9 protein-coding genes are annotated in these 13,571 nt (G+C 47.4%); 8 read left to right on the forward strand and 1 reads right to left on the reverse strand.

What is annotated here, in order from left to right; all coding sequences use genetic code 11:
* The first annotated feature begins 24 nt into the window (after positions 1 to 24).
* From RIG68_RS10890 to RIG68_RS10910, 5 genes are all read left to right on the forward strand, one after another.
* Positions 25 to 969 carry a D-2-hydroxyacid dehydrogenase gene (locus RIG68_RS10890; protein WP_350122007.1) on the forward strand — a complete coding sequence of 315 codons (945 nt, stop codon included), beginning with the start codon at positions 25 to 27 and terminating at the stop codon, positions 967 to 969.
* A gap of 57 nt (positions 970 to 1,026) precedes the next feature.
* The gene (locus RIG68_RS10895; protein WP_350122009.1) at positions 1,027 to 2,154 is read left to right on the forward strand and encodes a zinc-dependent alcohol dehydrogenase family protein; all 1,128 of its coding nucleotides are present in this window, start codon (positions 1,027 to 1,029) and stop codon (positions 2,152 to 2,154) included.
* A gap of 43 nt (positions 2,155 to 2,197) precedes the next feature.
* The gene (locus tag RIG68_RS10900) at positions 2,198 to 3,643 is read left to right on the forward strand and encodes an NAD-dependent succinate-semialdehyde dehydrogenase (RefSeq protein WP_350122011.1); all 1,446 of its coding nucleotides are present in this window, start codon (positions 2,198 to 2,200) and stop codon (positions 3,641 to 3,643) included.
* A 27-nt stretch (positions 3,644 to 3,670) separates the two neighbouring features.
* Entirely contained in the window at positions 3,671 to 5,275 is a 1,605-nt protein-coding gene (gene aceB, locus RIG68_RS10905; RefSeq protein WP_350122013.1) for a malate synthase A, read from the forward strand.
* Positions 5,276 to 5,395: 120 nt separating this feature from the next.
* Positions 5,396 to 7,093, forward strand: coding sequence for an L-lactate permease (locus RIG68_RS10910; RefSeq protein WP_350122015.1), 1,698 nt, complete (start codon positions 5,396 to 5,398; stop codon positions 7,091 to 7,093).
* Positions 7,094 to 7,114: 21 nt separating this feature from the next.
* Here the strand turns inward: RIG68_RS10910 and RIG68_RS10915 are convergent, their stop codons facing one another.
* Positions 7,115 to 9,886, reverse strand: a complete 2,772-nt coding sequence (locus tag RIG68_RS10915; protein ID WP_350122017.1) for a putative LPS assembly protein LptD — start codon at positions 9,884 to 9,886, stop codon at positions 7,115 to 7,117.
* A gap of 118 nt (positions 9,887 to 10,004) precedes the next feature.
* On the opposite strand from RIG68_RS10915, the gene RIG68_RS10920 reads away from it, so the two are divergent.
* The 3 genes from RIG68_RS10920 to RIG68_RS10930 all read left to right on the forward strand — a co-directional run bounded on the left by RIG68_RS10920 (position 10,005) and on the right by RIG68_RS10930 (position 13,469).
* Positions 10,005 to 10,784, forward strand: coding sequence for an N-acetylmuramoyl-L-alanine amidase family protein (locus RIG68_RS10920; protein WP_151998008.1), 780 nt, complete (start codon positions 10,005 to 10,007; stop codon positions 10,782 to 10,784).
* Positions 10,785 to 10,794: 10 nt separating this feature from the next.
* Positions 10,795 to 11,748, forward strand: a complete 954-nt coding sequence (locus RIG68_RS10925) for an MlaD family protein (RefSeq protein WP_350077556.1) — start codon at positions 10,795 to 10,797, stop codon at positions 11,746 to 11,748.
* A gap of 80 nt (positions 11,749 to 11,828) precedes the next feature.
* Positions 11,829 to 13,469: an acyl-CoA carboxylase subunit beta gene (locus RIG68_RS10930; RefSeq protein WP_350122019.1), complete on the forward strand. Its 1,641-nt coding sequence runs from the start codon at positions 11,829 to 11,831 to the stop codon at positions 13,467 to 13,469.
* Positions 13,470 to 13,571: the final 102 nt, after the last annotated feature.

Raw genomic sequence — 13,571 nt, forward strand, 5'->3', positions numbered from 1 at the left:
GTATAAGGTTAAAAAAAAACGCCAATGAAGCTGGTTTTTCTTGATACCAAAACGATTGGAGATGTTCCCAATATAAAATCATTGGAGCGTTTCGGTGAGGCCATTTATTACGAAACTACCTCTTCGGATCAAACGCTGGAGAGAGTTCGGGAAGCGGATATAATTATCACTAATAAGGTGGTCATCGACAGAGGCACCGTTAACGAAGCCAAAAGGCTGAAGCTGATCTGTATCGCAGCCACAGGAACCAACAATGTGGACATAGCAGCGGCTAACGAACTGGGTATTCCCGTGAAAAACGCTGTCGACTATTCTTCAAAAAGCGTAGCTCAAGGGACCTTTGCCATTTTGCTCCAATTGATAAACAAAGTGCCCTACTACGACAATTATGTGAAGTCGGGGGCCTATTCAAAGACGGACATTTTCACGCACTTTGAAAAACCGTTTTGGGAATTAAGCGGAAAAAGGTTCGGTATTATAGGGCTCGGCAGCATTGGATTGCAGGTGGCGAAAATTGCGGAAGCCTTTGGGGCCGAAGTGGTTTACTATTCCGCCTCGGGTCAAAGTTATGAGGTACCCTACCCTCGTCTGGAACTGGAAGAGTTTCTTGCCACTGCCGATGTTGTAAGTATACATGCCCCTTTGAACCAGCACACCAGCAACCTGATCAACTACGAAAGACTTGGTCTCATGAAACGCTCCGGCTTGTTGATTAATGCTGGTAGGGGAGGTATAGTCAATGAAACAGACCTGGTGAGGGGACTCAACGAGGGACTTATTGCCGGGGCTGGTATCGATGTGTTTGCCAGAGAGCCGCTGGACCCTCAAAGTCCACTTTTTTTGGTAAATGAAAAGGAAAAACTGGTGATGACGCCGCATTCCATCTGGGCAAGCATGGAAGCTCGAACACTGCTGATTGATAAAGTAGGGCAAAATATTCAGGAATTTTTGGGAGGAGTTGATAAATGAAAACTGGTGGGCCGTATGAGTCACCTAGATAACTTAAAGCTATTCAGATAACATACTATGAAAATAAGAGCTGCAGTATTGCATGAAATGGGAGCAAGCAGACCCTATCATGAAAGCAAACCTCTAACCATAGAGGAGGTAGACCTCGCTAGCCCTGAAGCTGGCGAAATTCTGGTAAAAATACACGCTGCCGGACTTTGCCATTCCGACTTGTCGGTGATGGATGGAAACAGACCCCGCCAGATGCCCATGGTGCTGGGCCATGAAGCCGCCGGAGAAGTGGTAGAGCTGGGGCCAGGAGTCACTGACCTGGTGGTGGGTGACCATATTGTATTTTCATTTGTGCCCATTTGTGGGCACTGCATGCCTTGCATGACCGCCAGGCCCGCTTTGTGCGAAAACGGCATGGCCGCCAACAACAGCGGTGTTTTGCTAGGTGGAGGCACAAGGCTAACCAACAAGGAAAATGCAAAAGTACATCACCATATGGGAGTGTCAGGTTTTGCTGAATACACTGTTGTGTCGAGGCAGTCGGTAGTGAGAGTAGTGAAAGACCTTCCATTCGACATAGCCGCCCTATTTGGCTGTGCCGTCATGACGGGTGTAGGTGCAGTCATCAACACAGCCAGGCTGTCGATGGGCGAGTCTGTGTTGATCACTGGCATGGGAGGCGTTGGCTTTGCCGCATTGCTCGGAGCACTAGCAGGCGGTGCGAGCAAGGTGATTGTCGCCGACGTAAATAAAGAGAAACTGGCTAAGGCGCTGGAGCTTGGCGCTCATGAGGCCATTGATACCTCGGAGCCACATGCACTCGAAAAGGCAAGAGACCTGACCAATGGCGGTGTCGCCATCGGGCTGGAGTTTGCCGGGGTAGTTGCTGCACTGGAGTTTACCTACAATGCCACGGCACGAGGCGGAAAAACGGTAACAGCCGGATTGCCACACCCAAGCAAGAAAATGGAATTTGCTCCTGTGAAGCTGGTAGCTGAAGAAAGAACGCTACAGGGCTCCTATCTGGGTAGCTGCATTCCGTCCAGAGATATTCCTGCGTACATCGCTTTGTATCAATCCGGCCGGCTACCAGTAGACAAACTCATGACTCACAAGCTTGCGCTCGATCAGGTGAATGAAGGCTTTGAAAGGCTGGCAAATGGAGAAGCTATACGCCAGATAATCACTTTTTGACCCTGGCATGCCCAGAGTTGAATTAACTTAAACAGACAAAAAAGTGGACACTAGCAAACTTATAAGAACAGAATCCTATGTAAATGGCCAATGGGTGAAGGCTGCCAGCGGAAAGACTTTTGATGTGATCAACCCGGCAACAGGCGAGGTGCTGGCTGCCGTGACAGACATGGGGCGTGAGGATACACGCAGGGCCATTGAAGCAGCCAATTCAGCATGGCCCGCTTATCGGGATCTCACAGCTAAAGAACGGTCAGCGCTGTTACGCAAATGGTTTAACCTCATTTTGGAAAACAGGGATGAGCTAGCCAAACTAATGACCCTCGAATGTGGGAAAGTATTGAACGAGAGCCTCGGCGAGGTGACTTACGGAGCCGGTTTTGTTGAGTGGTTTGCAGAAGAGGCTAAGCGCACTTATGGTGATGTGATCCCTGCCAATAGCAACGACAGGAGAATTGTCGTCATCAAGCAATCGATCGGTGTAGCAGCTGCCATCACTCCATGGAATTTTCCGCTTGCTATGATCACGAGAAAAGTTGGTCCTGCCCTGGCGGCGGGCAGCCCGGTAGTAGTGAAACCGCCAACTGAGACTCCGCTTACCGCCCTGGCCATTTCTCACCTCGCCGAACTGGCAGGCTTTCCTCCGGGCGTATACAACACGGTTACAACGTCGGACAACAGCGAAGTAGGCAAGGAGCTATGTGAAAATAAGAAGGTACGAAAGCTGTCATTCACTGGCTCCACTGCCGTAGGCAAGGTGCTCATGAGCCAAAGCGCTTCGACCCTTAAAAAGCTTTCGCTGGAACTCGGTGGTAATGCGGCTTTTATTGTTTTTGATGATGCCGACATTGATGAAGCAGTGAAAGGGGCTATGGCGTCCAAGTTTCGGAACAGCGGCCAAACCTGTGTTTGTGTCAACCGGCTTATAGTGCAGGAGGGTGTTTACGATGAGTTTGTGGAGAAATTTTCAAAGGCTGTGGCAGCGCTGAAGGTAGGCAATGGCATGGAGGAAGGCGCTGAGATTGGGCCACTCATCAATGAAAAAGGGCTGGCTAAGGTAAAAAATCATTTGGACGACGCCCTGGCCAAAGGAGGTAAAGTAGTAGTTGGGGGCAAGGCATTGGAGGGCTTGTATTTTGAGCCCACCGTCCTTGCCGAAGCCTCTCAGGAGATGATCATTTCCCGGGAGGAGGTGTTTGGCCCGGTAGCTCCTGTGTTCAGGTTCAAGACAGAAGAAGAAGCCATCCGGATCGCAAATGATACCGATTTTGGTCTTGCATCATATTTCTACAGCCGGGATGTTGGCAGATGCTGGCGGGTAGCTGAAGCCTTGGAAACGGGTATGGTGGGCATTAATGAAGGTATGATATCCACCGAAGTGGCACCTTTCGGCGGAGTGAAACAATCAGGTATTGGCAGAGAAGGGTCCAAGTACGGCATGGACTACTTTATGGAGATCAAATACCTGTGCTTTGGTGGCCTTAAATAAGTATAAGAAAGTTAAGTAAAGCGGAAAATGAAAACATCAAAAATAGATATACCAGGAGTAAAGATAAACGGAGCAATGTCGAATGGATATTACTCCGTTCTGACCCCCGAGGCCATTGAGTTTGTAGTGTCGCTGCATCGTAGCTTTAACAAAAGAAGAACCCAGCTTTTGCAAGCCAGAGGAGTAAGACAAAAGATTATTGATGGAGGTCAACTGCCTGACTTTCTTGAGGAGACCAAACGGATACGTGAGGGAAACTGGCAGGTAGCACCCATTCCGGCCGACCTACAGGACAGAAGAACGGAAATTACTGGCCCCGTCGACCGGAAAATGGTGATCAATGCCCTCAACTCCGGTGCGAAGGTGTTCATGGCCGACTTCGAAGATGCTAACTCGCCCACGTGGGAAAATTGCATCGATGGTCAGGTCAATCTAAAAGATGCCATCTTGAGGGAAATAGACTTTACAGCGCCGAATGGCAAACTTTATGCACTGAAGAAGGAGATTGCTACACTTGTAGTCAGACCCAGGGGCTGGCACCTGACCGAGAAGCATGTTGAAGTAGACGGAGAGCCTTTGTCGGCGTCACTGTTCGACTTTGGGCTTTACTTTTTTCACAATGCTCACTCCCTTATCGAAAAGGGGTCTGGGCCCTATTATTACCTTCCTAAGCTGGAAAGTCATCTTGAGGCACGTTTATGGAACGATGTTTTTGTTAAGGCCCAGCAATTGCTCGGTATTCCCCAGGCAACCATAAAGGCCACTGTGTTGGTGGAAACTATTTTGGCTAGCTTCGAGATGGAGGAAATACTGTATGAATTGAAGGATCATATTGCTGGAATGAACGCAGGTCGTTGGGATTATATATTCAGCAGTATCAAAAAATTAAGGCATCACAAGGCATATATCTTACCAGATCGTGCTCAGATCACAATGGGGGTGCATTTCATGAAATCCTACGCTGAGCTTTTGGTGAAGACCTGTCACAAACGGGGTGCCCATGCCATTGGAGGCATGTCTGCTTTTATTCCGTCAAAGGATGAGGCAGCAAACAACCTTGCTTTCCAAAAAGTACATCAGGACAAGAAGAATGAAGCCAGCCAGGGCTACGATGGTACCTGGGTGGCCCACCCATTTCTGGTGCCTGCGGCCATGGAGGAGTTTGATGCGGTTCTAAAAACGAAGCCACATCAGAAAAATGTCATGAGAGACGACGTAAAGGTGGGAAGGGACGATCTTTTGAACCTGAATATTGAAGGCGGAAAGATCACTGAAAATGGCTTGCGCTTAAACATCAACGTGGGAATCCTTTATATCGAGTCATGGCTTCAGGGTACTGGTGCCGCTGCTCTGTACAATCTGATGGAAGACGCTGCTACAGCAGAAATATCGAGGGCTCAGGTATGGCAGTGGCTGCATAGCGATGGAGTATCACTTGATGATGGCAGGAGTGTGGATCTTAGCTTGTACCAGACACTTTTTGATGCCGAAAAAGCCAATGCGGCGCTACTTCTCGGTGAAGAAAGGGTCGCCACCGGCAAACTGCAAATAGCTGCCGACTTGTTCGACAAACTGGTGAGAGAGGAGGACTTTAAAGACTTTCTTACCCTTGATGCCTACCAATTGTTGTGAGCGGCTGGTTAAACATTTTGAATTGATCTATCTTCAAATCAGGCACTTGAATTGAGTATTCAAAGCATGCTTGTGCCTTTTCGGTAAGCCCGCTGGGGCGACTTTATAAACACCATACCTATGTCTTTGTCACTACTTTCATTTCTTGCGCTTTTTCCCATTCTGGTTGTCGCTATCATGTTGGCGGGCTTCCGGCTTTCAGCCCGAATTTCGATGCCGATAGGCTTTTTGCTTACAGCAATCGTGGCTTTTCTAGCGTGGGACTTCCCACTGGCTAATATTCTGGCGTCTACTATCCAAGGACTGTTCATCACCTTCGATATCTTATATATCATCTTTGGTGCCATCCTGATGCTCACATTATTGAACTACTCTGGAGCTATCACAGTCATCCGGCGTGGCTTTTCTGACATCAGCACCGACAGGCGGGTGCAAGTGGTGATCATCGTTTGGCTATTTGGGTCGTTCATTGAAGGGGCCGCAGGATTTGGTACTCCTGCTGCTATTGTGGCGCCGCTGCTGGTGGCCATGGGTTTCCCATCCATGGCGGCTGTCATGCTCGGCATGATGGTGCAAAGCACTGCTGTTACCTTTGGCGCTGTGGGCACGCCCGTGCTGGTGGGACTACGAGGTGGCCTGCAGGGCGTTGACTTTGAAAGCCAGCTGTCCGCCGCTAATATTAGTTTCCTCGATTACCTGCACATAGTGACCAGTCAAGTGGTGGTGTTGCACGCCATTGCCGGGGTTTTGATGCCCCTATTTATGATTTGCATGATGACCCGCTTTTTTGGCGCCAACAAAAGCTGGCGGGAAGGCTTTGCCATGATTCCATTTGCCATCCTCGGCGGATTGGCGTTTACTATTCCTTATATGATCACAGGGTTTGTGCTGGGGCCGGAGTTTCCTTCCCTGTTTGGATCCCTCGTTGGCCTTGTTATCATAGTGGCAGCTGCCAAAAAAGGATTTCTGATACCAAAAAGTGGCTGGGACTTCCCCCCTCGGGAGAGCTGGCCTAAACTATGGCTTGGAAGCCTCGAAGTGCAGCCAGACAACAAACTGGAAAAGGCTCCATTTTCGCTGGCTGTTGCCTGGGCTCCCTATCTGTTGGTGGCGGCGCTTCTGGTACTCAGCCGCCTTCCGCAGCTTCCTTTTAAAGGCATGCTTACCAGCATCGCTGTGAGCTACAACCAAATTCTGGGTACAGATATTTCAGCCAGCAGCACGCCCTTTTATTTACCGGGCACCATTCTTCTTTTGGCGGGGGTTTTAACGGTTTTGTTGCATAAAATGGAGATGAGGAAAGTCAGGCAGGCATTTTCCGACAGCAGTAAAATGATATTAGGTGCAGGCTTCGTGTTGATTTTCACTGTGCCCATGGTGAGAATTTATATCAATTCAGGGGTTAATCCTGGAAACATCCCCGGAATGCCTATTGTTATGGCCGAGTGGGTGGCCTCCAATGTCGGAAGTATTTACCCGCTATTTGCCCCTTCCATTGGTGCGCTGGGAGCCTTCATTGCCGGCAGTAATACTGTCAGTAACCTAATGTTCAGTTTTTTCCAGTTTGGAGTGGCTGAGAGATTGTTGATGCCCGGCACGCTTATGGTGGCATTGCAGGCGGTAGGGGCAGCTGCAGGAAACATGATAGCTATTCACAATATTGTGGCGGCGTCAGCTACTGTGGGGTTTTTAGGGCAGGAAGGTCTCATTTTGAGGAAGACGATCATCCCTACTATTTACTATTTGTTGGTAATTGGAGTTTTAGGGCTGCTGGCTATGAACTTCATGGAGATTGCCGACCCGTTGTTTAAACCCTAGACGTAGCTGGGCAGCGGCTCTTTAAAACGAATCGAAGAAGCTTCTCTGTTTGCTAAGCTTCAAATCTTGCAGAAGTGACGACTTGGCTCTCAAAGTTACAGAGTAGGATGTGAATCGGCCAAAGGGTGTCCAGTCGACGGAAAGCTCCCAGCAGTGGATGTCCCTTATGATTCCCAACCTTGTTTGCGTTATTTCTTTGTTTTTAAAGTCGTAGCCAGAGCTGAAGGTGATCTTGGTATTTTCGGTGATGGAGGTGTTGCCATTCATGGTGAACGACTGCGTAACTACTGGGTCAGCAAACCCTGTTTTTCTAAAGTCAACATTGTAACTGAGACGCAAATCCCAGGGGATGTTAAAATCTACATATTGATCAGGGTGTGTTCGGATGTAGTCTTTTTCTTCTTCGGTGCCAAACTCACTTTCTTTGTCTTTATTCTGCTCTTTTTGCGCCTTTGGATTAAGGCTGGTGCTCAGCGCAATGCTCGCATTGCTTAAGTTTCCCAATCCCTGGCCGTGATTCCAGGTGAATTCGTCTACTTTGGTTTGATAAACTGTTCTGGCTCCTGTTGAGCTTGTTGTTGAGCTGTCGAGCACATACAAATAGGGATCAAGCGTCATTCTATAGTTGATATCCAGCTTGTTGAACAGCAGAGTTCTCGTTGTGAAGCCTATTGTGCTCAAATTAAAGGAATCGGCCAGCAGGTTATAACCGGAGCTGATTGAAAGGTTGTCGAGCAGTTTCACTTTTTTGAACTCCTGGGTGCTGTCCTTTCTGTCTCTCACTTTCATCTCAAAGTTGTTGTTAAGCGAAAAACCGATGCTGCCTGATTTCCCCAGGCCGGGCCCGCCAAACACAAACCCGTCGTATTTCGAATACAACTTCGTCCTTCCCAGCGAGTCATTTTGGACGTTTTGATAGATGCCATACTTCTCTTCTGAAAAGTCGGGAGAGTAGGAGAGAGAGATAGTAGGTGTAATCACATGTCGAATGGCTTCCACTTTTTCGCCTTTCACGAACACCATGCCATAGAGTCTGGTGGAAAAACCTGTTCCGAAACTATAAGATCCGGCCCGGCTAAAGCCACGGATCGTGTCAGCCACTACCTCTTTTTGCTCATCATCCCACCGCCGGTTGAGCTCTTTCAGGTACCACCATTCGGTATAGTTAAAGCTGGGGCTGACGCTGATAAATTTGAATACGTTGAATGTGGTTGAAATAGGCACCGAATGCCGCCCTCCGTTTTTGGAGTTGCGAAGCATGCTGGGCAGATTGTCGGAGTTGACGGGCAGGTACTGTTCCGATCCCTCTACCGTGGGACTGTAGTTTGGGTTGGTGTTGTTGAATTCGTTTTTAAGGCTAAAGTTGTGTGAAACACTCAACTTATCGAGCACAGAGGCATTTCCGGAGGTAATCCAGGCCAGTGGAAAAAACCGGTTGGTGTTCAGCGTAAACTCTGGCGCCGAAATGGTCATCGATTTGGTTTGCACGTTCTGGCTCTGCCTGAAGTTGAGCGAGGCATTGAACGGTGTGCCTGTGAACGTTTTGCTCATACTCACACTGGAGTTGAACTGCGCATTGGTATTGAACTGCACACTCTGGTAGTTATTTTGGCTATAGGTGGAGCTACCAGCGTTCACTGACGACGAAATCCGGAAAGTACCTTTTGTTTCTGGAGTGTGGCTCCACCTGATCCAGTAGTCTTTGGTCGACAGGCTGTCTTCTTCCTTTTCTCCCTTATTCCTGTTGAACGACAGGTTCATATTGCCATTGAATGCATAACGTTTTTTGTAGCGGAAGTCAGAGGTAGCACCGTAACTGCCTTTAGAAAACACCTGAGCGGTGAGCGCAAGATCCATGTAGTCGTTGATGGCGAAGTAGTAGCCGCCGTCTTTTAAAAAGAAGCCCCTCCGTCGCTCTTCACCGTACTTGGGCACCAGCACGCCTGACACTTTCTTTTTCGGCTGCGGAAACATGCCAAAAGCAAAACCCAGGGGTGTTGGGATGGACCTGAAATGAAGATTGAAAGGCCCTGATACCACCTTATTGCCTGGGATCACTTTCAGCTTGCTGGAGGCTATATGAAAGTGGGGATCTTCTAAGTTGCAGGTGGTGTATTTGGCATTCCTGATAAAAAGCTCGCTGCTGGCATTCATCTTTACCTTTTCACCATGCATATAGGCATCGCCTTGCTGGGTGACAATCCCGTTCACAAGCGCCTTCCTGGTTTTGAAGTTGTAAGTCATGTCCTGAGCATTGTAGCTCTCATCACCCTCTGTGAATACCGGCACACCAACTTTCTTTCCCAAGGAATCTGTTGTATAGTTGGCTTTGATCGTATTGGTAGGCCAGTCAATGTCTATCCTGTTTCCCTGAAGCTCGATTTTGCCGTAATTGATTTTGCCCTCACCATAAAGCATCACTCTTTGTGTGTTTACGTCCAAAAAAATGGAATCTGCTGCCTCGTATTTAATAGCAGTTTCGATATCGCTTTTAGGAATTTCTTTGGCCACCTCAGCCGAGTCAGTCCTCAATGTGTCTGCCCCTAACTGCTTGTTAACCAGTGAGTCGATATCCAGATTTTGAAAGAAATCACTCCCTGGCAAACTCAATGTGTCGCTGCCCAAAAACCGTTGCTCTGGTTTGGGCACCAGTGTATCTCCTTTCAAAATGGGGAGTTGCTCTTCGATAGCTATGCTATCTTGTCCCGATTTCTGGCCTAAATTTTGCCCATGCCCCCATGTGGATATAATGATGCCGATAGCAAGTAGTAAGGCATTTTTTATTGAGAGCATTTAAAATTGGGACAATTAAGAAATGGTTATTTGAAATGAACGACCAGATTTCAGTTTCTGATAAAAATTTTCAATTTTGCGTAAAATTATTTCGTTTAAGGTTAACAACCGAAATGTTGTGAAAAATATTGTCTTATTACTTTCATTTTCACTGCTTCTGGTTGCTGCATCCTATTCCCCTATTGGGGTTCACGACTATCGGGTAAGGAAGGTCGTGATTGATGCCGGACATGGCGGCAAGGATCCTGGAACACACGGAAAGATATCCAAAGAGAAGGATATAGCACTAAAGATTGCTCTGGAATTGGGGCAGACAATCAAGAAATATCTTCCTGATGTAGAAGTCCTCTACTCCAGAAATGATGATTCTTTCCCGTCGTTGCATGACAGGGCGCTTTTTGCTAATCGAAACAACGCTGATCTTTTTATTTCGATACATTGTAACTGGGTTTCAAATCCTGCTGTTGAGGGAACCGAAACCTATGTAATGGGGCTTCACAAAAGCGATGCTAACTTTGACGTAGCCAAAAGAGAAAATGCTGTTATACTTCAGGAAGAAAACTCCGAAGTATACGAGGGCTTTGACCCCAATTCTCCCGAGTCTTATATACTTTTTAGTTTGACCCAGAGCGCCTACCAGCAAAATAGCCTTAATTTGGCGTCAAAAATTGAGCATCAATTCAAAACAAGGGTAGGTAAAAAGAGCCGGGGAGTGAAAATGGCCGGTTTTTGGGTGCTGTGGGAAACTTCTATGCCTAGTGTTTTGGTTGAAACAGGGTATCTTAGCAATGAGCAGGAAGAAAGAGAACTCAACGATCCATTGCAACAATCGTATATAGCTTCTGGCATCTTTCGGGCATTCAGAGATTACAAGAATGAGATTGAGTCAATGAACTAAACCAGACTACGTGAGATTTTCTAAAGAATTTAAAGTAGGCTTATTTACTATTGTATCTGGAGCACTGCTATACTACGGCTTCAATTTTTTGAAGGGAACCGACTTTTTTTCCAACACCAGCAAGTACTATGCACTTTACGAGACCATTGATGGCTTGAAAGTAGCTAACTCGGTCATAGTCAATGGTTATTCTGTTGGAAGGATCAGTAGAATCCGCATCCTGCAGGACAGGGATAATCAGGTTTTGGTAGAAATGACCATCGATGAGGATATTATTCTGACCGACTCTACACGGGCAAAGCTGTACAATGTCGACTTTCTCGGGAGCAAGGCCATAGAGCTTAGCATCGACGATGTAGGAATGCCAATAGAGGACGGTGACACCCTTATTTCCGAAATCGACAAAGGCATTACCGATTTTCTGAAGGAGAGTGCCGCACCGGTTGCCGACAACCTTGGGATTACAATAAGAAGAATTAATGAAATACTTCTTGGGCTTCAGGGTAGCGGCGAAAAGATCAATAGTACTATTGGTGAGCTTCAGGTGATGGCCCACCAGGTGAATGGTATTATTGGCGAGAATAAGGAAGAACTCAACAATGTCATGATTTCGTTTCAGGAACTGGCTGCTCAGCTTAGCCAAACCATTAAGCGGATTGACCCAATTTTAGTCAACGCCAATGGAGCGATTGAAAAAGTAAATGCGCTGGAGCTACAGGCTACCCTGGATGAGACGCAGGAGCTCCTTTCGCATGTCAATACCACACTCGACATGTTCAATAAAGGTGAGGGCACAGTGGGAAGATTGCTGAAAGAAGACTCGATCTATTCTAATCTGAACAAAACCATCGAGGACCTTGACAGCCTGGTAGTTCATATCAATGCATATCCTAAGCATTTTTTTGCTCCGCTGGGCAAAAGCAGGAAGAAAATCGAAAAAGACCTGGCGAGGGACAAAAATTGATCCTTTTGAGGTAATTTGGGTTTCATCTGAGCCGATGCGAAGGAGGCACGTCAGAATTAGCTATTAACCCAAAAGCTTATATGAATCTGGAATTCAACAAAAATGAAGATGCACTAAGGCTCCTCGTTAGTGAACTCAATCAAAAACTTGCCGAAGTAAAAAAAGGTGGTGGCACTAAAAAAATAGACGCCCAACATGCCAAAGGCAAACTAACTGCCAGGGAAAGGATACACCACCTGATTGACCCGGAATCGGAGTTTCTCGAAGTCGGTGCTCTTGTGGGCGACGGCATGTATGAAGAGCATGGCGGTTGCCCGTCCGGAGGTGTTGTTGTTGGCATCGGCTACGTAAGCAAACGCCAGTGTGTGATAGTGGCCAACGATGCCACTGTAAAGGCAGGTGCATGGTTCCCCATCACAGCCAAAAAGAACCTTCGGGCCCAGGAAATCGCTATTGAAAACAAATTGCCCATCATTTACCTCGTCGACAGTGCCGGCGTCTTTCTGCCTATGCAGGATGAAATATTTCCTGACAAGGAGCACTTTGGGCGGCAGTTTCGCAACAACGCTCTTATGTCGAGCATGGGAATTGTGCAGGTGGCTGCCATTATGGGGAGCTGTGTGGCGGGCGGTGCCTATTTGCCTATCATGTCCGACGAGGCGCTGATTGTGGATGGAACAGGTTCTATTTTTCTCGCTGGCAGCTATTTGGTAAAAGCAGCTGTTGGTGAGGATGTGGATAGCGAGACACTTGGCGGGGCCTCAACCCACTGTGAAATATCCGGGGTTACGGATAATAGATACCCGAACGACGAAGCATGTCTCGATGCAGTAAAGAAGATTTTTGACAAGATAGGGGCTCCTGATAATGCCGGCTTTGACCGGGTAAAGGCCGAACTACCACGTGATGAAGAAAAGCTGCATGGCCTCTTTCCTGTAGATAGGGTCAAGCCCTACGACATGCTGGAAGTGATCAAGTGCATAGTAGACAAATCCGAATTTGATGAGTACAAACCTGAATACGGAAAGACCCTCATTTGTGGGCATGGAAGAGTGGACGGATGGGCCGTGGGCATAGTGGCCAACCAGCGGAAAATAGTAAAAGCCAAAAAAGGCTCAGGAGCAGCTTCAGAAATGCAAATGGGCGGAGTGATTTATAGCGATTCGGCTGATAAAGCAGCCCGTTTTATCATGAACTGCAACCAGAGGAAAATACCACTAGTTTTTCTTCATGACGTGAGCGGATTTATGGTGGGGAGCAGGGCCGAGCATGGTGGTATTATAAAAGATGGCGCAAAGATGGTCAATGCTGTGGCGAATTCGGTGGTGCCCAAGTTTACTTTCATTCTTGGCAATTCATATGGTGCTGGCAACTATGCCATGTGTGGCAAGGCTTATGACCCGAGGTTGATTTATGCCTGGCCAACGGCCCAGATTGCCGTAATGAGTGGCAGCTCAGCAGCCAAAACGCTCTTGCAAATCAAAGTATCAACCCTCAAAGGGCAGGGAAAGGAAATAACACCGGAGGCTGAGAAGGAACTCCTGGACGAGATTACAGACAGTTACAATAAAAAGTTAAGTCCATACTATGCGGCTTCTCAGCTATGGGTGGATGGCATCATTGATCCCTCCGAGACCAGGAAAATTATTTCTATGGGGATTGAAGCGGCCAATCATGCCCCTATTACCAGACCATTCAACGTGGGAATTATTCAAACGTAACAGGCGTTAAGGGGCATGCATTAATTTGAAACTCTCTTTTGATTCTTATTTTTTTGAGGCATTTTGACGAGGTATTTCTCCATTAACAGAACTAAAGTTATT

The organism is Imperialibacter sp., assembly GCF_040222385.1.
GTDB lineage: Bacteria > Bacteroidota > Bacteroidia > Cytophagales > Cyclobacteriaceae > Imperialibacter.

What these genes read in the sequence shown, in the direction of transcription:
- RIG68_RS10890 (WP_350122007.1), top strand. Translation starts at nt 25, where the DNA reads ATGAAGCTGGTTTTTCTTGATACCAAAACGATTGGAGATGTTCCCAAT.
- RIG68_RS10895 (WP_350122009.1), top strand. Translation starts at nt 1,027, where the DNA reads ATGAAAATAAGAGCTGCAGTATTGCATGAAATGGGAGCAAGCAGACCC.
- aceB (WP_350122013.1), top strand. Translation starts at nt 3,671, where the DNA reads ATGAAAACATCAAAAATAGATATACCAGGAGTAAAGATAAACGGAGCA.
- RIG68_RS10910 (WP_350122015.1), top strand. Translation starts at nt 5,396, where the DNA reads ATGTCTTTGTCACTACTTTCATTTCTTGCGCTTTTTCCCATTCTGGTT.
- RIG68_RS10915 (WP_350122017.1), bottom strand. Translation starts at nt 9,886, where the DNA reads ATGCTCTCAATAAAAAATGCCTTACTACTTGCTATCGGCATCATTATA.
- RIG68_RS10930 (WP_350122019.1), top strand. Translation starts at nt 11,829, where the DNA reads ATGAATCTGGAATTCAACAAAAATGAAGATGCACTAAGGCTCCTCGTT.